The 21,840-nt window shown below is 57.7% G+C and carries 23 protein-coding genes; 12 read left to right on the forward strand and 11 right to left on the reverse strand.

Going from position 1 to position 21,840, the window contains the following annotated elements; all coding sequences use genetic code 11:
* Positions 1-8: 8 nt before the first annotated feature.
* On the forward strand, positions 9-956 hold the full coding sequence (locus V7747_RS10025; RefSeq protein ID WP_335615900.1) for a LysR family transcriptional regulator: 948 nt from the start codon (positions 9-11) through the stop codon (positions 954-956).
* Between the two features lie 85 nt (positions 957-1,041).
* Here V7747_RS10025 and V7747_RS10030 read toward each other — a convergent pair whose 3' ends face one another.
* The 3 genes from V7747_RS10030 to V7747_RS10040 all read right to left on the reverse strand — a co-directional run bounded on the left by V7747_RS10030 (position 1,042) and on the right by V7747_RS10040 (position 4,210).
* Positions 1,042-2,520, reverse strand: a complete 1,479-nt coding sequence (locus V7747_RS10030; RefSeq protein ID WP_335615901.1) for an aminotransferase-like domain-containing protein — start codon at positions 2,518-2,520, stop codon at positions 1,042-1,044.
* Between the two features lie 145 nt (positions 2,521-2,665).
* Complete coding sequence (locus tag V7747_RS10035; RefSeq protein WP_335615902.1) at positions 2,666-3,541, reverse strand: substrate-binding periplasmic protein; 876 nt, start codon at positions 3,539-3,541, stop codon at positions 2,666-2,668.
* A gap of 69 nt (positions 3,542-3,610) precedes the next feature.
* Positions 3,611-4,210, reverse strand: a complete 600-nt coding sequence (locus tag V7747_RS10040; RefSeq protein ID WP_335615903.1) for a tRNA-(ms[2]io[6]A)-hydroxylase — start codon at positions 4,208-4,210, stop codon at positions 3,611-3,613.
* A 158-nt stretch (positions 4,211-4,368) separates the two neighbouring features.
* On the opposite strand from V7747_RS10040, the gene V7747_RS10045 reads away from it, so the two are divergent.
* Positions 4,369-5,229, forward strand: a complete 861-nt coding sequence (locus tag V7747_RS10045) for a universal stress protein (protein ID WP_335615904.1) — start codon at positions 4,369-4,371, stop codon at positions 5,227-5,229.
* A gap of 12 nt (positions 5,230-5,241) precedes the next feature.
* Here V7747_RS10045 and V7747_RS10050 read toward each other — a convergent pair whose 3' ends face one another.
* Positions 5,242-5,694 carry a DUF1289 domain-containing protein gene (locus V7747_RS10050; RefSeq protein ID WP_335615905.1) on the reverse strand — a complete coding sequence of 151 codons (453 nt, stop codon included), beginning with the start codon at positions 5,692-5,694 and terminating at the stop codon, positions 5,242-5,244.
* 388 nt (positions 5,695-6,082) lie between these two features.
* On the opposite strand from V7747_RS10050, the gene acnB reads away from it, so the two are divergent.
* A complete protein-coding gene (gene acnB, locus V7747_RS10055; protein WP_335616072.1) occupies positions 6,083-8,677 on the forward strand; it encodes a bifunctional aconitate hydratase 2/2-methylisocitrate dehydratase in 2,595 nt (864 codons plus the stop codon).
* Positions 8,678-8,899: 222 nt separating this feature from the next.
* On the opposite strand, the gene V7747_RS10060 is transcribed toward acnB, so the two are convergent.
* From V7747_RS10060 to V7747_RS10075, 4 genes are all read right to left on the reverse strand, one after another.
* Entirely contained in the window at positions 8,900-9,091 is a 192-nt protein-coding gene (locus V7747_RS10060; protein WP_335615906.1) for a CsbD family protein, read from the reverse strand.
* 114 nt (positions 9,092-9,205) lie between these two features.
* The gene (locus V7747_RS10065) at positions 9,206-9,439 is read right to left on the reverse strand and encodes a DUF2789 domain-containing protein (protein ID WP_092283316.1); all 234 of its coding nucleotides are present in this window, start codon (positions 9,437-9,439) and stop codon (positions 9,206-9,208) included.
* A 69-nt stretch (positions 9,440-9,508) separates the two neighbouring features.
* Complete coding sequence (locus V7747_RS10070) at positions 9,509-9,763, reverse strand: hypothetical protein (protein WP_335615907.1); 255 nt, start codon at positions 9,761-9,763, stop codon at positions 9,509-9,511.
* Between the two features lie 31 nt (positions 9,764-9,794).
* Complete coding sequence (locus V7747_RS10075) at positions 9,795-10,691, reverse strand: DMT family transporter (RefSeq protein ID WP_335615908.1); 897 nt, start codon at positions 10,689-10,691, stop codon at positions 9,795-9,797.
* A gap of 201 nt (positions 10,692-10,892) precedes the next feature.
* Between V7747_RS10075 and V7747_RS10080 the strand changes: the two genes are divergently transcribed.
* The gene (locus V7747_RS10080) at positions 10,893-11,765 is read left to right on the forward strand and encodes a helix-turn-helix transcriptional regulator (RefSeq protein WP_335615909.1); all 873 of its coding nucleotides are present in this window, start codon (positions 10,893-10,895) and stop codon (positions 11,763-11,765) included.
* Between the two features lies 1 nt (position 11,766).
* Here the strand turns inward: V7747_RS10080 and V7747_RS10085 are convergent, their stop codons facing one another.
* The 3 genes from V7747_RS10085 to V7747_RS10095 all read right to left on the reverse strand — a co-directional run bounded on the left by V7747_RS10085 (position 11,767) and on the right by V7747_RS10095 (position 13,427).
* The gene (locus tag V7747_RS10085) at positions 11,767-12,399 is read right to left on the reverse strand and encodes a LysE family transporter (protein WP_335615910.1); all 633 of its coding nucleotides are present in this window, start codon (positions 12,397-12,399) and stop codon (positions 11,767-11,769) included.
* A gap of 93 nt (positions 12,400-12,492) precedes the next feature.
* Positions 12,493-12,798 (reverse strand): ribbon-helix-helix domain-containing protein, encoded by a 306-nt coding sequence (locus V7747_RS10090; protein ID WP_092283306.1) that lies wholly within the window; start codon positions 12,796-12,798, stop codon positions 12,493-12,495.
* Between the two features lie 47 nt (positions 12,799-12,845).
* A complete protein-coding gene (locus V7747_RS10095; RefSeq protein ID WP_335615911.1) occupies positions 12,846-13,427 on the reverse strand; it encodes a DJ-1/PfpI family protein in 582 nt (193 codons plus the stop codon).
* A gap of 629 nt (positions 13,428-14,056) precedes the next feature.
* Between V7747_RS10095 and tssA the strand changes: the two genes are divergently transcribed.
* From tssA to tssG, 8 genes are read left to right on the forward strand one after another with little or no spacing between them, the layout of a single operon-like run.
* Positions 14,057-15,610, forward strand: coding sequence for a type VI secretion system protein TssA (gene tssA, locus V7747_RS10100; RefSeq protein ID WP_335615912.1), 1,554 nt, complete (start codon positions 14,057-14,059; stop codon positions 15,608-15,610).
* Positions 15,611-15,628: 18 nt separating this feature from the next.
* On the forward strand, positions 15,629-16,135 hold the full coding sequence (gene tssB / locus V7747_RS10105) for a type VI secretion system contractile sheath small subunit (protein WP_335615913.1): 507 nt from the start codon (positions 15,629-15,631) through the stop codon (positions 16,133-16,135).
* Between the two features lie 23 nt (positions 16,136-16,158).
* Positions 16,159-17,634: a type VI secretion system contractile sheath large subunit gene (gene tssC / locus V7747_RS10110; protein WP_335615914.1), complete on the forward strand. Its 1,476-nt coding sequence runs from the start codon at positions 16,159-16,161 to the stop codon at positions 17,632-17,634.
* Positions 17,635-17,640: 6 nt separating this feature from the next.
* Positions 17,641-18,048, forward strand: coding sequence for a type VI secretion system baseplate subunit TssE (gene tssE, locus V7747_RS10115; protein ID WP_335615915.1), 408 nt, complete (start codon positions 17,641-17,643; stop codon positions 18,046-18,048).
* Between the two features lie 48 nt (positions 18,049-18,096).
* The gene (locus tag V7747_RS10120) at positions 18,097-18,618 is read left to right on the forward strand and encodes a PAAR domain-containing protein (protein WP_335615916.1); all 522 of its coding nucleotides are present in this window, start codon (positions 18,097-18,099) and stop codon (positions 18,616-18,618) included.
* A gap of 33 nt (positions 18,619-18,651) precedes the next feature.
* Positions 18,652-19,044 (forward strand): hypothetical protein, encoded by a 393-nt coding sequence (locus tag V7747_RS10125; RefSeq protein ID WP_335615917.1) that lies wholly within the window; start codon positions 18,652-18,654, stop codon positions 19,042-19,044.
* Between the two features lie 27 nt (positions 19,045-19,071).
* Positions 19,072-20,862: a type VI secretion system baseplate subunit TssF gene (gene tssF / locus V7747_RS10130; protein ID WP_335615918.1), complete on the forward strand. Its 1,791-nt coding sequence runs from the start codon at positions 19,072-19,074 to the stop codon at positions 20,860-20,862.
* Entirely contained in the window at positions 20,826-21,833 is a 1,008-nt protein-coding gene (gene tssG, locus V7747_RS10135) for a type VI secretion system baseplate subunit TssG (RefSeq protein ID WP_335615919.1), read from the forward strand. Before tssF ends, tssG begins: the two co-directional genes overlap by 37 nt.
* Positions 21,834-21,840 lie beyond the last annotated feature (7 nt).

Genomic DNA, 21,840 nt, shown 5'->3' on the forward strand with positions numbered 1-21,840 from the left:
AAGTTGCGATGAACCTCAGTAAGGTCGATCTGAATCTGTTCATTGTGTTTGACGCAATCTATACAGAAGCCAATCTTACCCGCGCCGGGCAAATCGTCGGCATCACCCAACCCGCCGTGAGCAACGCTCTCGCCCGCTTGCGTGAAACCTTCAACGACCCGCTGTTTGTGCGTACCGCCCAAGGTATGGTGCCGACACCAATGGCGCAGAACATCATCACCCCGGTACGCAGCGCCCTGCAGTTGTTGCGCGTGTCCGTGCAAGAAAGCCGCAGCTTTGTGCCGGAACAGGCCACCAAAACCTACCGCATCAGCATGACCGACCTCACCGAGGCGGTGATTCTGCCGCACCTGGCTGGCCGTATTCGCCGCATGGCGCCGAACATCAATATAGACAGCTTCTTGATCAAGCGCCGGGAAACCACCAAGGAACTGGCGGCCGGTCGTCTGGATTTTGCCATTGATGCACCGCTCAATACCGACACCCAGGTGCGCCACGTCAAGCTATTTGAAGATCGCCACGTCTGCGTCATGCGCAAGGGTCACCCGCTGGCCAAGAAAGAAAAGATCACTCTGGATGACTACTTGGCTCAGTCGCACATTCACATCTCCAGTCGCCGCAATGGGCTTGGTCACGTGGATCTGGCGCTGGGTAAAATGGGTATTCAGCGCCGCGTGGTCATGCGCTCGCAGCATTACCAGATGGCCCCCTTGGTGCTGGAGTCGACTGACATGGTCATGACCGTGCACGAGCGCTTCGCAGAGCGGCACGACCTGCATTGGACCGTACTGCCAATCGACGACGTGCCAGCCATCGAGACCCACCTGTTCTGGCATGAAAGCACCGATCAGGACCCGGCCAACCGCTGGATGCGCGAGCAGATTATCGAGCTGTCACAACAGCTCAAAAGGCAGTATCTGAAGGCACGCGAAGCCGCAGCTGCCGCGCAGCACTGACCCCGCAGCAGAAAAAAGGCAGCCTAACCTTAGGCTGCCTTTTAACTTTAAACTCCAAAAAATACCTCTAAGCTACTGATAAATATCAGGATGCCTTGCGCCCTTCGCTGACTTCCTTCTCTTTCTGTTCCGCTGGCGGCAAGGTTTCCTGCAACAGCTGCTTGGCCAACACACCCAACGTCATCACCGCCTGCTCGGTAGCGCGATTCCAGGGAATACCGCAATTGAGCCGCAGACAATGGTTGAACTGGTCAGAATTGCTAAACACTACGCCGGGGCAAATACTGATGTTGTGCATCAGCGCGCGGTTAAACAGCGTAAGGGTATTTACGCCACCGGGCAGACTGATCCAGAGGATAAACCCGCCCTTGGGGCGAGTAATCCTCGTACCTTCGGGAAAAAACTCCTGCACCGCCAACTGAAACAGACTGAGGTTCTTGCAGTATTCCTGGCGAATATGCCGCAGATGGCGGTCATAGCCGCCGTTTTCAAGGTACGCAGACACAGCCATCTGACTGACACTGCAGGCCGACAGTGTAGTGAAGGTCTGCAGCTTTTCGATCGTTTCCTGATATCGCTTGGTGATCAGCCAGCCGGTACGCACGCCGGGTGAGATGGTTTTCGAGAAACTCGAGCAGTAAATGACCGTGTCCGAGCAATCGAAGGCCTTGAGCGCCTTGGACTGGCCATGATCAAACATCAGCTCGCCGTAGATATCGTCTTCAATGATTGGCAGATTACGCTGCGCCATCATCCCAACCAGCTTGCGCTGGCGATGCTCCGGCATGGTCGCGCCCATGGGGTTGCCCGCCCGCGCAGTCAGCACCAGCGCCTTGACTGGCCACCGCTCCAGCGCCGACTGCAGGGTTTCCAGGCTAAGACCGGTATCCGGATCAGACGGAATCTCTACTACCTTGAGGTCAAGCAGCTCGCACAATTGCACCAGACCGTAATAACTGGGTGATTCGGTGGCGATCAGATCGCCCGGCTTGGTAACCGCCCGCAGGGATAACTGCAGCGCTTCCACACAACCATTGGTGATCACCACGTTGGCCGGATCGATCACCGCACCGGCATCACGCATACGAATGGCGACCTGGCGCCGCAGTGGCTCGTAACCCGGACTAAAGGTGTAACTGAAGGCTTTCTGGCTGTGAAAGCGGGTTACCTTGCTCATCTGCTGGTGCAGCGCGCGCAACGGCAGAAACTCGCTGGACGGCACCGCGGCGCCCAGAGGCATCACACCCTCGCGACGGGCCTGGAGCAGAATTTCGGTAATGATGCTACTGCGGGTTACCGCGTAGGGCGCCTCAACCCGCGCAATTGGCGGCGTGGGCGCGGTCAATGCGGGCGTCTGGTGCACGTAGTAACCGGACTGTGGGCGCGCGTGTATTAGCCCTTGGTCTTCCAGCGTGGCATAGGCTTGAAGCACGGTGGCGTGACTCACACCCTTCTGTGTACTCAGCTTTCGCACCGAAGGCACCCGCTCACCCGGCTGGTACACGCCGCTTTGGATATCCTCGGCCAACTGACTGGCGATTTTCTGATACAGCAGACTGGTCATTGCACTTGCCCTCCCGGCATAAATAGCCTGCACCTGCAAAGGGTGCTATTACAGACTAACCGAGAAAATCAGCACCACAACAGTGACAGATGCAATACAGATGACCAGTACAGATTAGCAGCAGCAAGACTGTTTAGCCTGCGATTCACTCTTCCAACGGCACTTCTGCCGCTGGTTCCGCAGCGGGCATGAAAGGCGCCGCCCAAATGGCGCGATACTTGTCGAGCAGGCGACGGCTCTCACCTCGCTGTGTCAGTTCCTGCATGCCCAAAGCCAGCGCGGCACGCAAGTCAGGTGAGTTGCACACCGAGTTGTGCGAAATGGCGACGTACAGCGGTGCGTTGATGAAGGACCCTTCAAGCGTGTCAAGCTGATCATCTACGCGCATCTGCTGCGCCAATGCGAGGCCCTGGTAACGCTCCAGCACGACGTAATCCAGCTTGCCGGCCAAAAGCTTGCGCAGGGCGGCCTCGCCGGTGCTTTCTCGCTGCAGCTCCAAATTGTCCTGCGCATAGGTATCGAACGACAGGCCAAAACGACTGCCCTCCTGCGCTGCGCCGCGCTTGCCACGCAGGTCCTGCCAACCGATATAGGGAAAAGCCGCGCCACGGCGCACAAAGAACACACTGGGCACGTCCATAATGGCCGGATAGACGTAATCGACGCTGGACAGGCGCTCGCGAGACATGAACAGGCCAGCCATGATGTCAACCTGACCACGCTCTACCGCTTCCAACGCCTTGAGGCGTGACCCCAGGTTCAGCACCTCTACCTCGATATTGCTCTCGGCCAGAGCCGTTTGCAGCATCTCTACTGCCACCCCGGTAAGCGCCTGATCTCCCTGCTCCGGCGCCCAGATTAGCGGTGGATAATCCGGGTTGCCCGTTACTACCACGCGCTCACAGACATTGTCGGCCGCGAACACGCCGGCGGCCCCACACAGTAAACTGGCCGCCAAAAAATGCTGTAGCAAGCGAGTAACAGGGGCTGCGCGGAGGTCAAGCTGTTGGCGCTGATGCATCAAATCACTCCCGGATAATCAAAGGCGGTCGTACCAGAGACAGCACCCTGGCGTCGAGCTAGCAGCCTATCAGGCCGCTACCCCGCTGTGAAAACGAAACTCTGCATCGTCAGCCAATATCGCTTGCTGCTCCAGCTCACGGAACAACGCGATACGGTCTTCAATGTCACCCTCAGCGTGCGTGCGCGCCAGCTTAAGATAATCCTGATAGTGCCGCGCCTCTGACTTCAACAGCGAGCGATAGAAATCGCCAAGCTCTGCATCCAGATGCGGTGCCAGCTTGGCAAAGCGTTCGCAGGAGCGCGCCTCGATAAAGGCGCCCACGATCAGGGTGTCAACCAATCGCCCCGGCTCTACGGTACGCACGTGCTGACGCAAGCGCTGTGCGTACTGGCTGGCAGACAGGCCGCGATAGGTAACTCCCCGGCGCTGCATGAGCGCAGTCACCTGTTCGAAGTGACGCAACTCCTCGCGTGCCAAGCGCGACATCTTCTGTAACAGGTCAGGCTTGTCGATGTAACGGAACATCAGGTTGAGTGCAGTCGAGGCTGCCTTCTTTTCACAGTTGGCATGGTCGATCAGCAGTTCTTCAGGGTGCGCGACTGCTTGCGCCACCCAGGCATCGGGGGTGGCGCAGGGCAAAAAGGCGATGAGTTCATCTGGCAGCATGGCAATTCGTTCAGGCAGCGGTAAAGCGCCACAGTATACCTGTTTACGCCGGCTTATCAGTCGCGTGTATAGACCTGAATCAATGTCGGCGCGGCAAAAAAAGGCTACATTGAACACAGATAAAGAGTTACTACCGCAGGCTGAACAAGGAGAACGCCATGCAAGCAGTAAAACGCATTCTCGTGGTCATTGATCCCACACAAAACGAGCAAGTTGCACTCAAACGTGCCTCGCTCATCGCTGGCTTCATCGAGTCGGAACTGCATTTGCTGGTGTGCGAAAATCGCCAGGATCACACCCCATTGTTGCAGGGTCTGGCAGATCAGTTGAAAACCAGCGGCATAGCCTGCGGTTTCAGTCAAAGCTGGTACAACAACATGACCGACACCGTCAATCGGGCGGTGGTACGCGAAGGCTGCGGCCTGGTGATCAAACAGCACCTGCCCGACAGCGCACTACGCAAGGCGCTGCTGACGCCCGAGGACTGGAAGCTGCTGCGTTACTGCCCGGCGCCGGTGCTGATGGTGAAAAATAGCGACAGCTGGATCAAGGGCAACGTGCTGGCCGCCATTGACCTGGGTAGTCATGACGATCAGCACCACGTGCTGCATGACACCATTGTCAGCCACGCTGCCGACATCGCCGAGATGGTAGATGGCCAGCTGCATATGATCAGCGCGCACCCGGCTCCGATGCTGTCTTCTGCCGACCCGACCTTTCAGCTGCGTGAAAGCATCGCTGCGAGCTATCAGGAGGCCTCGGATGAATACACCGGGAAGTACGCCATCGACACACAGCACCTGCACATAGATGAAGGTCCGGCAGACACACTGATTCCCTTTGTTGCCAACAAGATAGGCGCCAGTGTTACGGTCATAGGTACGATTGGCCGCAAGGGCATCGCCGGCGCCTTGATTGGCAATACGGCTGAGGTGGTCCTGGATCAGCTCAATACCGACGTACTGGTCCTCAAGCCCGATGACACCCTGGCGCACCTGGAAGAGCTGCTGGAAAAATAACCTGCAAATGCTCTAACCCGCAGCGCCCACCCGGCGCTCGTGGTAAGCACAGGACAACTCGAAGTAGGCGCTGTCGAGCTCATCACGCAGTTGCTTCAAGGTGAGCTCGGCACAGTGGCTACGCAGACGCAAACCGCTGGCCGCCAATCCGCCCTCTTCCAGTCGCGGTATCAGTCGCAATACCTTTAACGCCAACGAGGACTGCATCGAGACTTTAACCTGAAGCCGCTCCAGGGCCGCATGCAAGGCAAGTACCGAGACAACTTCAATTCGCGCTGCTACGACCTGTTCCAGCAACTGTTCCAACCGTTGCCATACAGCTGCCTTGGCTGACGCATCATAGCGATTCCAGTTGATAATCTCATGGCTGAAACGCTTGCAGCCGCGACACACCACATCACCATAAACGGTAGAGCACAGGCCAACGCAGGGCGTAGTGCAGGTGTAATCGGGCAATTTTTTCATGCGAACTCTCGGCGACGGGCAAGACGATTGGGCTAACACGTCCATGTTAAACCAGCCGCCCGGGATTTACCCAGTGCGCCTGCGCACCCATTGCCTCATTAACCAGACAGTACAGGGATAACTTAACTTTGCATCCGGCTTACTGTAGAATCAGCCCGCCGTTAGGGCTGTGTCTCAGGCGTTAGCCCGCAACCCGTCTCGTATCTGCCAACCCAGTTACCCAGGTTGCCCCCACCGTACGGGCCTGCGTCTGAACCAGTCTTTATTGTCGGCACACAGGGAAGCACTGAATAGCCCCCTTTACCCAAGATGTTTATTCAGTGCTTCCCGGGGTCCGAAAGGATGACCGTTCCGTCACGGACGGAACAGACTGATGAGGGTAATAACTGTGCTTGAAGCCTATCGCAAACACGTTGAAGAGCGCGCAGCCCAGGGCATCGTGCCTCAGCCGCTGAACGCCGAACAAACTGCCGGTTTGGTAGATCTGCTAAAGAACCCGCCGGCTGGCGAAGAAGAGTTCCTGCTTGATCTGCTCACCAACCGCGTCCCGCCGGGCGTTGACGAAGCCGCTTACGTCAAGGCCGGCTTCCTGTCTGCCATCGCCAAGGGTGAAGCCACTTCCCCACTGCTGACCAAGCTGCGCGCCGTTGAGCTGCTGGGCACCATGCAGGGCGGCTACAACATTGCCACCCTGGTTGAGTTGTTGGACGATGCCGAGCTCTCCGCCGCTGCCGCCAAGGAACTCAAGCACACACTGCTGATGTTTGATGCCTTCCACGACGTTGCCGACCGCGCCAAGAAAGGCAATGCCAATGCCGAAGCCGTTATGCAGTCTTGGGCTGCTGGCGAGTGGTTCACCAATCGTCCGACACTGGCCGACAAGATCAGCCTGAGCGTGTTCAAGGTGACTGGCGAAACCAACACCGACGACCTGTCTCCCGCACCGGATGCCTGGTCACGCCCCGACATTCCGTTGCACGCCCTGGCCATGCTGAAAATGGCCCGTGAAGGCATCGAACCCGTCGAGCAAGGCGTGACTGGTCCGCTGAAGCAGATCGAAGAGCTCAAGGCCAATGGCTTCCCTGTTGCCTACGTTGGTGACGTTGTGGGTACCGGTTCTTCACGTAAGTCTGCTACCAACTCCGTGCTGTGGTTCTTCGGTGACGACATCCCGTACGTACCCAACAAGCGCGCTGGCGGCTTCTGCTTCGGTAACAAGATCGCTCCTATCTTCTACAACACCATGGAAGATGCCGGCGCCCTGCCGATCGAGTTTGACGTTTCCGAAATGAACACCGGCGACGTGATCGACGTTTATCCGTACGAAGGCAAAGTCTGCAAGCACGGTACCGACGAAGTCATCACTACCTTCGAATTGAAGACCCAGGTGCTGCTCGACGAAGTGCGCGCCGGCGGCCGCATTCCGCTGATCATCGGTCGCGGTCTGACCGAGAAAGCCCGTGCCGAACTGGGCATGTCGCCTTCTGACCTGTTCCGCAAGCCGGTACCGCCCGCTGAAAGCACCAAGGGTTATACCCTGGCGCAGAAGATGGTCGGCAAGGCCTGCGGCGTCGAAGGCATCCGCCCCGGCACCTATTGCGAACCGAAGATGACCACCGTGGGTTCTCAGGACACCACTGGCCCGATGACCCGCGACGAGCTGAAAGACTTGGCTTGCCTGGGCTTCTCCGCCGATCTGGTTATGCAGTCTTTCTGTCACACTGCGGCTTACCCCAAGCCAATCGACGTGACCACTCACCACACCCTGCCCGACTTCATCCACAACCGTGGTGGCGTTGCGCTGCGTCCGGGTGACGGCATCATCCACAGCTGGTTGAACCGCATGCTGCTGCCCGACACCGTCGGCACCGGTGGTGATTCGCACACCCGCTTCCCGATGGGCATCTCCTTCCCGGCCGGTTCTGGCCTGGTTGCCTTCGCTGCGGCCACTGGCGTCATGCCGCTGGACATGCCCGAATCCGTTCTGGTGCGCTTCAAAGGCAAGATGCAGCCTGGCATCACCCTGCGTGATCTGGTGCATGCGATCCCCTACTACGCGATTCAGCAGGGCCACCTGACCGTCGAGAAGAAAGGCAAGAAGAACATCTTCTCTGGCCGCATCCTCGAGATCGAAGGTCTGGAGCATCTGACTGCCGAGCAAGCGTTCGAACTGTCTGACGCCTCTGCCGAGCGTTCTGCTGCCGGCTGTACCATCAAGCTGAGCGAAGAGTCGGTTGCCGAGTACCTGAAGTCCAACATCGTTCTGCTGCGCTGGATGATTGCCAACGGCTACCAGGACCCACGTACTCTGGAGCGTCGCGCCCAAGCCATGGAAGCCTGGCTGGCCGATCCCAAGCTGATGCAGGCGGATGCCGATGCCGAGTACGCCACCGTGATCGAAATCGATCTGGCTGACGTGAAGGAACCGGTTCTATGTGCACCGAACGATCCTGATGACGCGCGCCTGCTGTCCGACGTTGCTGGTCAGAAGATCGATGAAGTCTTCATCGGCTCCTGCATGACCAACATCGGCCACTTCCGCGCTGCCGGCAAGCTGCTCGAGAAGAACAAGGGCGCCCTGCCGACCCGTCTGTGGCTGGCTCCGCCAACCAAGATGGATCAGTACCAGCTGACCGAAGAAGGCTACTACGGTATCTACGGCAAGGCTGGCGCGCGCATGGAAATGCCGGGCTGCTCGCTGTGCATGGGTAACCAGGCACGTGTGGCTGCCAAGTCGACTGTTGTTTCCACCTCCACACGGAACTTCCCGAACCGTCTGGGCGATGGCGCTGACGTCTTCCTGGCGTCTGCCGAGCTGGCATCGGTTGCGTCCATCCTGGGCAAGCTGCCGACCGTTGAGGAATACATGGAATACGCCGCGCAGATCGACAGCATGGCGAGCGATGTCTATCGCTACATGAACTTCAACGAGATCGAGTCCTATCAGAAAGCCGCAGCGTCCATTCCGGTCGCCCAGGTCTGATAGCAGACACGAAGTAAGGTGCTGTCACGCGGGGCACGTCAGTGAACCGCAGCAACCTTGAAAAATCCGATGCCATCGCTGGCATCGGATTTTTTTATGTGGCTTAGCACGGCGTGTTATCTACAAACGCTCTGTACGCTCAGCCAACAGACATAAAAAAACCGCCTGCCAAGGCAGACGGCTTTGTTCAACTAGGCGCTTTAACCTCGCGTGGCGCCAGGGTCAGCTCTTATCAACCAGATCTTTGAGCTTGTCCTTCACATCGCCTTTCAGGCTTTCGCCCTTGCCCTTGATGTTCTGCAGCTCACCTTCACCCTGCAGCTCTTCATCATCCGTGGCGCGACCTATCTCGCGTTTGGTCTTACCTACGGTTTCGTCGTATTTGCCTTTGATTTTGTCTGTGGTACTGGTCATGGTCATTCCTCTGCTGTTAAGTCTGTGGACTTACTACGGTTGGAAATCACTCGCCACCTCGCCTTGTGGGCAAGCCAGCCAGTTCATTAAAAATGGTCGGTATTGCTCGCTGATTTACTGCTCATGCAAGCGTGCGTTCAACTCGTCCACCACTGGCGCCCATTCTGCGTCTTCACGAATCTCGTCACGCAGAAAGGCAGCTTGAGACGGCGTCCAGAAATCGGCATCACTCAGCTTGGTGTCGTGCGCCAACGCATGGCTGGCAAAAAAGGCATCCATACTCGCCGGGTCCGAATCCAGGCCCAGTTGATCGAAGAGCGTGGTCAAATCTTTGTTCGGCAACTCCATGATGACTCTCCTTGGCTATCAAACAACAACGTTCGCATAGTAAAAGAGAGTCTCTGCACACCGATCAGTTCAATCTTTCTCTGCGGGCTCAGGCTCAGCCCAGGCATTGGCCGCGCTGTGCAGCCAGCCTTCCAACTCCGCCTTGGGCACCTTGCGGCTTTTTGCTTCGGCCAGTTTCTCAAGCATATAGGCGCGCTTTAGCGGATCTTCCCCGGCCATGGATAGCGCCAGATCACGCTCGCCCCAGCGGCGAATGCGCACAAATAGCCACCAGTGAAAAACCACCCCAGCGAGCACCGCTACGGCAATAATAAAGTAGTCCATGCCCCACTCCCTGTTTTCCAGACCTGTTTGTTCAGACTGCCTGCGCCTGCTCCACGGCCCGGCGCGGCCGGTAGAACATAACAGCATTGCCCAGCAAAATGAGCACCAGGCCGAGCACCGCGCTGCCAGTCCATTGATACTCTTCAAATAGCGTCGACATTCCCAACGCGATGAGCGGGAACATGACCGTAGCGTAAGCCGCAGGCCCCGCGCCAATGCGACCGATCAAAGCAAAGTAGGCAGCAAAACCAATGACCGAGCCAAACAGCGCCAAGTACAACAACGAACCAATGTAGGCTGGCGTCCAGAGAATACTAAAAGAGGCGCCACTGACCAGTGCTAGTACCAGCATCACCAAAGCGCCATAGCCCATGGCGTAGGCGTTGGTAGACAGCAGGTCCAGCCCGCGCGCCTGGTGGCGCACACTGATCATGTTGCCCAGCGAAAAACCGTAGGTCCCCAGCAGGCTCAAGCCAATCCCCAGCAACACATCTGCGTTCATCCCGGCTCCCATCAGGTCATGCCAGAAAAGACTGAGAATGCCAATGAATCCCAGCAGGTTGGCCAGCAGCAATCGGCGAGTCAAACGCTGACGAAAGAACACTACGCCGTTAAGCGCATTGAATACCGTGGCCAACGAAAACAGCACCGACTCCAGACCACTGTTGATATACGCATTGGCGGTATAGAAGCAGCAAAAATTGAAACCAAACACACACATGCCTTGCAGCACACAAAAACCGTGGTCGCGCAGACCCAGCCGGCGCAAGCGACCGAACAGCATCAAAACCACAAGCAACAGCCCGGCCGCCAACGCGAACCGGTAGAACACGGAAACCAGCACGGGCACTGAGCCAGACTGCATGGAGATGGCGATCCAGGTGGTACCCCAGATCAGTACGGTGGTGATATACAACACGGCATTCATGATTGGCTCGCAGCGGTGGGTGTTATCTATTATCCAGTGCCAGACTCCCTCTGCGCTTGCATCCTGCGCACCCTCACTTGCAGATTCTTGCGGTTTTGTTGTGCGCCTGAGCGCTTCCAGGCAGCTTGCACTTGGCGTGCAGAGCACCTGTCGCTAACATCACGGATTAACGCCACCTTGCAGCAGTGGCCAGGAGTCCGCATGTCTCAGTCGTATCAGGTGTTTTCCAATCTCCAGCAGCACAAGGCCCAGCTGCAAGGCAGCGCTCAACTGAGCAACGGCCTTGGTTTGGCGCGCTGGTACAACGATGACGACCTGATCGCACTAGGCAACGCCAACCATCACACACTCAGCGTCTATCTAGCCGATGGTTTTCAGTCGTACTTTCGCACACCTGATGGCTGGCGCAACGGCGGAGCACCCGACAAGCTCTGCCTGATGCCCAAAGACTATGCCTCTACCTGGCATATCCGCGGCCCACTGAGCTTCATGCATCTGTATTTTACCGATCAGCACCTGCGTCAACAGGCCGAACAAACGTGGGACCGAAGCCCCGCACAGCTGACCCTGGATGAGCGATTGTTCGCCGACGACCCACAGATTGCCCTGCTGTACCGTCATTTTCTGCTCAACCACAACTGGCAGGATCCGGCCGATCGGCTAGCCATAAGCAGCGCCACCACGCTGATCTTGAACCACCTGCTGAAACACTATGTTCACCTGCAGTGGCAAGCGCCAGCGGTGCGTGGCGGCCTCTCCCCCTATCAACTGAAGCGGGTAACCGACTACATAGATGAGCATCTGGACCAGCCGCTGCTGCTGCAGGATCTGGCTGGCCAAGTGAGTCTCAGTGAGTATCATTTTGCGCGCATGTTCAAACACAGCAAGGGCGTAGCCCCTCACCAGTATGTGATGAACCGTCGATTGGCACGTGCGATGCAATTACTGCGCAACAGCCCCTTGCCGCTAACCAGCATCGCCCTGCAGTGTGGTTTCAGCTCGCCCAGCCACTTCAGCAACCGTTTCCGACAGGTGCATGGCTGCAGTCCGTCAGCGCTGCGCGCCGGTCACTAACTCAAGCGCCTGCGCGGCGTACCAACATCAACAAACTGGCAGCCCCAGCAAACAGGCCGGCGAACGCCCGGTTCATGATCCTTTGCTGCTGTGGCGACCGCAGCAGCCTTAACACCTTGGCAGCGAGCCCGGTGTAGCCCGCCATCACGATCAGATCAACCGCAATCATGGTTACCGCCATCACCGCGTACTGCTGCAGCATGGGCTGTGCCAGGTCGAGAAATTGCGGCAGCACCGCCAGCATGAAAACCACGGCCTTGGGGTTGCTAACATTCACCAGGAAGCCGCGAAACACCAGCACCAGCGGCTGGCCCAGCGGGCGCAGCAATACTTCTTCCTCCATGGCCACCGGCTGCGCATGCCATTGCCGCCAGGCAAGATAAAGCAGATAGGCCACGCCAAACCACTTGATCAGGTTAAACGCCAGCGAAGAGGTGGCCAGCAGCGCCCCTACCCCAGCCGCCACCACGGCAATCTGCAGCAGTAGCCCCAGCTGCAACCCAAACGCCGTCCAGTAGCCGCGCGCGAAGCCGTAGTTCAGACCGCTAGACATGGACGCAATGGCCCCCGCACCAGGCGAAAGGCTGATCACCCAACACGCAACAAAAAAAGCCAGCCAGGTTTCGATCGCCATGGGGTTACTCCAGATAATAAGCAAACAGGAATGCAAACACGCCGCCCTTGGGCGACGTGTTTGGAACAGCATTCTAACAGGCTAAATAGCTTTTCAGCCCGTTGCCCGCCCGACCAGCGCCAGCGGCACCACTTGTGCCTCACGCTGCGCCAGATAGCGCGTGCAGCTGACGCGCAGAAAGGAGGCGAAATTCACCACTTCGCCGCGCAACTCCATGATTTCGTCATACAGCTTGGTGATCAGTTGATTGGTGGTCATACCATCGACCTCTGCAATCTCCTGCAGTATCTGCCAGAACTGGTTCTCCAACCGCAACGTGGTGACCACACCGCGGATGCGTAACGAGCGTGAGCGCGACTCATACAGAATAGGGTCCGCCTTCACATAGAGTTCACACATAACAGTCTCCAAAGCGGGGTCGCTCGTCAAAAGCGACCCCAAGCAGCTTACAACTCGATTCGTGCGCCCAGCAATTTGACGAAGGCAGCCAGCCAGAGCGGGTGCGCAGGCCAGGCCGGCGCCGTCACCAGATTACCCTCAACATGGGCCTGATCTGCGGCAATATCAATGTAACGACCGCCCGCCAAACGCACATCAGGACCACAGGCAGGATAAGCGCTGCACTCGCGTCCCTCAAGCACACCCGCGGCAGCCAGCAATTGCGCGCCATGACACACGGCCGCGATGGGTTTTTTCGCCGTGGCAAAGGCCTGCACTATCTCGATCACCCGCTCGTTCAGGCGCAAATACTCTGGCGAACGCCCACCCGGCACGATTAGCCCCACATAATCCTCGGGGTCAACATCGGCAAAATTGTAGGTCAGGGCAAAATGGTGGCCAGGCTTCTCGGTATAGGTCTGGTCTCCTTCAAAATCGTGAATCGCCGTTTTTACGCTATCGCCGGCCTGTTTGTCGGGGCACACCGCGTGCACCTCGTAACCCAGCATGCTCAGTGCCTGGAACGGCACCATGATCTCGTAATCTTCGACAAAGTCGCCTGCCAACAACAACAATTTTTTATTGCTCATGATCAGTCCCATGCAGTGAGTGAAATCACATCATGCGCCCAAAAGACCTGTGCCTGGTAACAGCGGGTTACTACATTACGCAGCGAACCTTTTACACAGCCTGATTACTCATAGCGCATTCATATAAAGAGACAGATCTCTCTGAACAGCAAAACCGCTAAAGCACTTTTCAACAACTCACAACCCTAAGAGAACAACTTTATAAAACCCAAATGTGAACAGCCACACAACAAAATAAACCAATATTTTGGCGCCAATATAAAACCAAGAAAAATTTTTACCAAACAAACATAACTATTTGTTATTTAAAGAATTTAATATTAAAAAAACAACCAGATCACACTTTAAATTCAATTCGCAACAAGCCAAACCAGTTCACACTTTATGCACTTGAAGGTGTTAGCTACCGCGCATAGGATAGCCACCTTTCCAGCCAGCAATGCGCAGTTTCTTGCACAATAGATTGAACAATCAACTGCCACCGTGAAACATAAATTTAGAGTAGCGCAACTTTCTGCGCACTTTTATATGCGCAGAAAGTTGCGCAGTTCAAAGCTTTATTCCTGCACATTGCCGCCGAGCAATACGCCCGAAGACAGACAACACAACGGACAGTGATAACCAACCATATGCAGCTGCAGATTATCAATGCCATTGCCAGCACCCCCATCAGTGAAGCCAGCTTTGGCGGTGAGGATGTGCGCTACAACAGCGAGTACGAAGGCCTGGAGCGCGAGCTCGCCAAGGCTGGCTCGCTGCATGGCAACGAACAACCCGATTGGGAAACCGTGCACGAGGGCAGCGTGGCAATTCTCACCAGTCAGTCCAAGGATCTGCGCGTAGCAACCTGGCTGTGCTGGAGCCTGCTGGAAACCAAGGGTACGGCCGGCCTGTGCAGCGGCCTGCAAATGCTCGGCGATCTGTGTGACCGTCACTGGCCTGAACTGCACCCGCGCAAAGAGCGTACCCGCATTGCCGCACTCAACTGGCTGCTCTCTCGTCTTGAGAGTGCGGCCGATCAGCGCTTGAACAGTGAAACAGAAACCCTGATCAGCGCACTGCAGCACCTGCACAACGCTCTGGCGGCGCAGCTGAAGGATCAGGCGCCCGATTTGCAACCGCTGTGCCGCAAGGTCAATGCAGCACAACAGACAACCACCACAACGCCCGCTGTCTCATCTGCGGCGAGCGACACCACACAGAACGCGACCACCGCCACCAAGAGCGCAAGCACTCCGCCGCCCGCCAGCATCGCCAACGCCAAGGACGCGCACAAGGCGCTGCGCGCACTGCAGGACCAGGCAAGACCGCTTTGTCACTGGTGGCTCTCTGAAAACCACTGTGACCTGCGCGCACTGCGCCTGTCGCGCACCCTGCTTTGGCTGCCGATAGACGCCCTGCCCAGCCACGATGCCAACCACAAGACGGGGTTGAGAAACCTGCCCACCGATCGCATCGCGGCCTACCGAGAGCGCCTTAGCCAGGGCCAGCATGCAGCGCTGTTGACCGAGGCCGAGGCGAGCATCGCTCGGGCGCCCTTCTGGCTCGACGGCCATTATCTGGCGTGGCAATGCTGCGACGCATTGGGCGCCAGTGAGGCTGCAGAAGAAATAGAGCGCCAACTTGCCTGGCAACTCACGCGCCTGCCGGGCCTTGAGAAACTCCGCTTCTTTGACGACAGCCCCTTCGCCGACAGCAGCACGCAGAGCTGGATCAACAGCCGCGTAATGGTGCATGGCACAACCGCACAAGCTTCCAGCATTACCTTTGAGCACAGCGCTGAACACGCACTGACTGACTGGGACAAGGGACTGGAAAACGCCATCAGTACCCTGCGCAACCTAGGCCTCAAAGCCGCCGTGCAGGAGCTGGGCGAGCAGATCAAACAGGCACGCAGTGAACGTAGCGCTTTCTACTGGCGCTTGGCCCAGGCTCGCCTGTGTTTTCAGGCGCGCCAATACGAGTTGGCCAAGGCGCAGCTCGAGTCACTGCATCAACAGCTTCAGGCTCAGGGTTTGGATAAATGGGAACCGGATCTCAACCTTGATGTGTTGCGGCTGCTGCACAGTTGCTGCGATTTGCTGCCGCAGAATCAGACCACGCGCGAACGCAAGGACGAGATCTACCACCGCCTGTGCCACCTCGATCTGGGTGTGGTACTGGATCAGGCCCTCGGGGCCTAAACACTAAGGAGAAACAGCATGGCCAAAGACGGCTCAGTCGCCCCCAAGGAACGCGTCAACGTCACCTTCACCCCCGACGGCAATGACGCCCACGAAGAAATCGAGCTTCCACTCAAGTTGATGGTGCTCGGCGATTTCACCCAGCGTGAAGACGATCGCACCATTGAAGAACGCAAACCCATTGCCATCGACAAGCGCAGCTTCGACGAAGTGCTCGCCAAACAGGAGCTGAACCTCACCTTCGCGGTGCCCAACCAGTTGCAGGACGAACCCACCAGTGAAGATATGGCGGTCAATCTGCACATCAACTCGATGAAAGACTTCAACCCCACCAGCATCGTGCAACAGGTACCCGAACTGCAGAAGCTGATGGAGCTGCGCGATGCGTTGGTTGCGCTCAAGGGCCCACTGGGCAACGCCCCGGCATTCCGCAAGGCGATTGAGAGCGTGCTCAATGACGACGATTCACGTGATCGTATGCTCGCCGAGCTCGGCCTGACCGACCAGACCCAACCTGAAACCTGATCGCAACCGACAAGGACGCCGCCATGAGCAGCCAATCTTCCGCACAGCAAATCCAGAATAATACCGACACCGGTATTCTCGACCGCATCATCGCCGAAACTCGTCTCACACCGGGCGATGAGGCCTACGACATCGCCAAGCGTGGCGTATCGGCCTTCATCGCCGAACTGCTGAAACCGCACAACGAACAGGAACCGGTCAAGAAAGCGCTGGTTGATCGCATGATCGCCGAGATCGACGCCAAGCTCAGCCGTCAGATGGATGCGATTCTGCATCACGAGAAATTCCAGGCGCTGGAGTCCTCCTGGCGCGGCCTGCAGCTGCTGGTGGACCGCACCGATTTCCGCGAGAACATCAAGCTGGAGATCATCAACGCCTCCAAGGAAGACCTGCTGGAAGACTTTGAAGACAGCCCTGAACTTGTCCAGTCCGGCCTCTACAAACACGTTTATACCGCCGAATACGGCCAGTTTGGTGGTCAGCCGGTCGGCGCCCTGATCGCCAACTATTATTTCAACCCCAGCGCACCGGACATCAAGTCCCTGCAGCACATTTCCAGTGTTGCCAGCATGGCCCATGCGCCTTTTATTGCCTCTGCCGGCCCGCAGTTCTTTGGTCTGGAAAGCTTCACCGGGTTGCCCGACATCAAGGATCTGAAAGACCACTTTGAAGGCCCGCAGTTTGCCAAATGGCAAAGTTTCCGCGAGCAGGAAGACGCCCGCTACGTCGGCCTGACCCTGCCACGCTTCTTGCTGCGCAACCCGTACGATCCGGTCGAAAATCCGGTACGCAGCTTCGTTTACAAAGAAGGCGTTGCCGAAAGCCACGAGCACTACCTGTGGGGTAACACCGCCTTCGCCTTCGCCACCCGCCTGGCCGACAGCTTTGCCAAGTTCCGCTGGTGCCCGAACATCATCGGCCCGCAGAGTGGCGGTGCGGTCGAAGACCTGCCGCTGCACCACTTTGAAAGCATGGGCGAAATCGAAACCAAGATTCCGACCGAAGTATTGGTCTCGGATCGCCGCGAATACGAGCTGGCAGACGAAGGCTTTATCGCGCTGACCATGCGCAAAGGGAGCGACAACGCCGCCTTCTTCTCGGCCAACTCCACACAGAAAGGCAAGTTCTTCGGCAACAGCGAAGAAGGCAAGCTGGCCGAACTCAACTTCCGTCTCGGCACCCAGCTGCCCTACCTGTTCATCGTCAACCGGCTGGCGCACTACCTGAAAGTGCTGCAGCGCGAACAGATTGGCGCGTGGAAAGAGCGTACCGACCTGGAGCTGGAACTGAACAAGTGGATTCGCCAGTACGTGGCCGACCAGGACAACCCCAGTGCCGAGGTGCGTGGTCGCCGTCCGCTGCGCGCAGCGCAGGTCGTCGTCAGCGATGTACCGGGCGAGCCGGGCTGGTACCGCGTGGGTCTGAGCGTGCGGCCGCACTTCAAGTACATGGGCGCCGACTTCACCCTGTCGCTGGTCGGCAAACTGGACAAGGAGTAAGCGCCGGTGATGGCTTACGGCAGCTTGTTCGAGCGCCTGGATGGCAGCGCTGCCCTGCGTGACGGCATCCCCAACGATGCCGCCATCAGCGACTCAGTGGCCGCGCATCTGAGCAAGATGCTCAGCACCCGTGCCGGTAGCGTGCAAGCGCTGCCGGATTACGGACTGCCCGACCTCAACGACATGCGGCTGTCATTGCATGACTCGTTGCAGAAGGCCCGCGCAGCGATTGAACGCTTTATCGAGGTCTACGAGCCCAGGCTCGGCCAGGTCAAGGTGCTGACCCTACCGCGTGACCATGACCCGCTGAACCTGTCCTTCGCCATCGAAGGCGTGCTGACTCTGGATGGCATGCGTCAGGCGGTCAGCTTTGCAGTGCGCCTTGATGGCCGTGGCCAGGCCTCCGTCAGCTAACAACAGAGAGTGCCGCGCAGGCTGCGCGGCACCGACAAGGAGTTTCAGATGTCAGGTAAACCCGCCGCACGCCTTGGCGACCCCAGCGCTTGCCCCAAAAAGGGCCATGGCACCAATCCCGTCGTAACCGGCTCGGCCGATGTACTGATCGACGGCGTACCTGCCGCCCGCATGGGTGACAGCACCGCCTGTGGTAGCAGTCTGGTGGGCGGCGTTATGCCTAGTGTGTTGATTAACGGCAAGCCTGCTGCCGTATTAGGGAGCATTGGGAACCATGGAAACTCGATTACTGCAGGTTCAAGCACTGTGCTGATTGGCACCAGCGGCGGAGCTGCAAGTAGCGGCTTAGGAGGCCATTCCTATCAAACAGTTGCAGGCGCAGCTGTAGCTGGCGCAGCGTTAATTTCACCGGAAGAACCTACATCGCAGAGCGAACTGGACTACCAAATAATGCTCAAGCGCGGTGGCAACCGCGTACTGACGCCTCTCTCTATCCCCGACTTTAAAGAGTTAGAAAAAGGCCAGACAGAAAACTCTGGGCTAGGTCTGTCGCCTCAGAGCAAGACGTAAAAGGTCTAATCTGGTTAGCACGGATACAATTCGATGACTAAGCAAAAAACTTTAATTCTAGGACTAGCTGCGGCGCTGACAGGTTGTAGCACGCAGCCCAAAAACTTTTTTACTGCAAACTTAGAAAACGTCTGTTCGCACGCTATCCGAGTAACCGCAGTTGATTATTCAAATGCGAAGAAAGCTTTCACTCCAAATCAGGAGATAGCTGCAGGTGAAGCTGTCGAAATCCTTTCATACATAAGCTTTAGTGAGGGGCTAGAAAGTAGCATTCCGAATACTTATCGATTGGATATCAAAGCTCATGAGCAAACCATCTCACTCGACAAACAGCTTCTTATCGCTCAGTTGAAAAACTCGCCAAGCACACATACAAGCAAAAACGCTACGACATGGACAATTAGAGACAGCAGTTTGTGTCCGTGACAGCACGCCCAAGGATGAGCCCACTGCATGTCATTTAACCATTACTACCAGAGCGAACTCACCGCATTGCGTCAGCAGGGCAAACGCTTTGCAGAACGTAATCCGGCGCTGGCGCCTTTTCTCGGACAAAGCGGGCGCGATCCGGATGTCGAGCGCTTGCTGGAAGGTTTTGCCTTTCTGACTGGGCGTCTGCGCCAGAAGCTGGATGACGAGCTGCCGGAGTTGACCCACTCGCTGATGCACCTGCTGTGGCCCAACTACATGCGGCCACTCCCGGCGTTCAGCATGCTGCAATTTGACCCGCTGAAACGCCCCTCGCCAGTGCAGAAGGTGCCGCGCGATACACCAGTGGAGTCCAAACCGGTCAAGGGTGTGACCTGTCAGTTTCGCACCGCCTTTGATACCGAGGTAATGCCGCTGGATATCAGCAGCCTGGACTATTCCGTCAAGGGTGGCGGCGCGCTGCTGGAACTCAAATTGATGATGACCGCGGAGGGCAATCTGGGTGATCTGCGCCTGGATCGTTTGCGCCTGCACCTGGCCGGTGAGGGCTACATCAGCCAGATGCTCTACCTGCACCTGCTCTGCCACCTCGACAGTGTAGAACTGGTATTGCTCGACCATAACGGCAAAGCGCTGTTAGATGACTACGGCTCACCGCTGGGCCGCAAGCAGCTGGCCGCCAATCAGGTTCTGCCCGCTGGATTTGATGAAGCGCAGGCGCTGATTCCTTATCCGAACAACACCTTCCGCGGTTATCGCTACCTGCAGGAGTACTACGCTTTCCAGGAGAAATTCCTGTTCGTCGATGTGCAAGGCATCGACCATTTTCAGCCTTTGGCAACCGACCTGTTGAAACGCGCCCGCGGCTTTGCCCTGCGTTTCGACATTCGTCAGGTTGGTAGCCAGCGCATTAGCCCGACCAAGGACAATGTACGCCTGTACTGCACCCCGGTGGTCAACCTGTTCAAGCACGATGCGGTGCCGATCCGCCTGGATGGTCGGCAAGACCAGTACCTGCTGCGCCCGGCCGAGTACCCGGCAGATCACTGCGGCATCTTCTCGATCGACCGGGTAACCGGCTGGAAGCCGGGCGGCATGGGGTACGAAGATTACGTGCCCTTTGAATCCTTTGAGCACGACGTCAGCTTTGACAACCGCGAGTCGCGCCCGCATTACAGCCTGCGCCAATACCCTTCGATGCTGGGCGAAGGTCAGGACACCTATTTGAGCTTTGGCCTGCGCAATATCGATCAGCACGAGACCCTGTCGATCGAACTAACCTGTACCAATCAGGACCTGCCACGGCAACTGGCGCTCGGCGACATTTGCCGACCGACCGAAGACACCCCGGAGTTTCTCAGCTTCCGCAATATCAGCACGGTTACGCCGACCTACGCACCGCCGCTGCATCAGGATTTTCTCTGGAAGCTGATCAGCAACATGTCGCTCAACTATCTCTCGCTCGAGGACGTCAACGCGCTCAAGTTGGTGCTTGAGACCTACGACCTGCCGCGCCATTACGATCAGCACGCTGCGCGCGTCAGCAAGCGCCGGCTGGAAGGCATCAAGCATGTGCGCCATGTGCACGTGGATCGCCTGCTGCGCGGCCTGCCGGTACGCGGCATCAAGACCGAACTCAGCATGGACCTGGAGAGCTATCTGGGTGAAGGCGACATGTATCTGTTCGCCTCAGTGTTGAACGAGTTTCTGTCGCTGTATTCCAGCCTCAACTCTTACCACGAATTTTCCGTCAACAGCACACAGGGAGAGGTGTACCAATGGGCGCCGCGCATGGGCCAACAGCCCCTGTTCTAACCAGAATAAAACGCGACATCCGTCAGTACAGTCTGTTTCAGGGTGTGCTGCTGGTACTCGAACGCCTGCAGTTGGCCCACCCTGAGCTGGATGACCAAGCGCTCTACGAGCGCCTGCAATTCGTCGCCAACCCGAGTATGGGTTTCCCCGGCAGCGACATTGAAGGCGTGGATTTCATTCAGGATACCGACGGCCTGCGCGCACGCCTGCAGGTCAACCTGATCAGCCTCAGCGGCGCCGGCTCGCCGCTGCCGGCGTTCTACGGGGAACAGGCGCTGGGTGATGGCCCCGACGGCAATCCGACCCGCGAGTTTTTAGACCTGTTCAACGATCGCCTGCAACGCCTGCTGCTGCCCATCTGGCAGAAGTACCGTTACCGGGCGCGCTTCACCAAGGGCGCGCAGGACCCCTTCTCGGCACAACTGCTGTCGCTGGTTGGCCTGCGCCCGGACCGCATGGCCCAGGCGCCCGAGCTGAACTGGAAGCGCCTGCTGCCCTACCTGGGGTTGCTGAGCATGCGCGCCCAGTCGGCCGAGCTGATCGAAGCGGTATTGCGTTACTACTTCCGCCACCCCGCCATGCAGATAGAGCAATGCATGCAGCGCCACGTCAGCATTCAGCCGGATCAACGCAGCCAGCTGGGCCGCGCCAACAGCCGCCTGGGACACGACCTGGTATTGGGTGAAACGGTCTCCGATCGCAGCGGCAAGTTTCGCCTGCACATTCGCGCGCTGGACTGGGATGGCTTCCATGGCTTTCTGCCGCCAGGCCAGCACTTCAAACCGCTGCGCGCATTGCTGCGTTTCACCCTGCGCGAACCACTGGAATACGACATCCAACTGCGTTTGCGTCAGGACGAAATCCGTGAACTTCGGCTTGGCGCAAGCAACCCCTGCCGTCTCGGCTGGACCAGCTGGCTCGGTCACCAGCAGGCACAGCCCAGCGTTACGCTCGGCACAGTAACTCATTAAGGACTGA

It is taken from the genome of Halopseudomonas sp. (assembly GCF_036960865.1).
GTDB lineage: Bacteria > Pseudomonadota > Gammaproteobacteria > Pseudomonadales > Pseudomonadaceae > Halopseudomonas.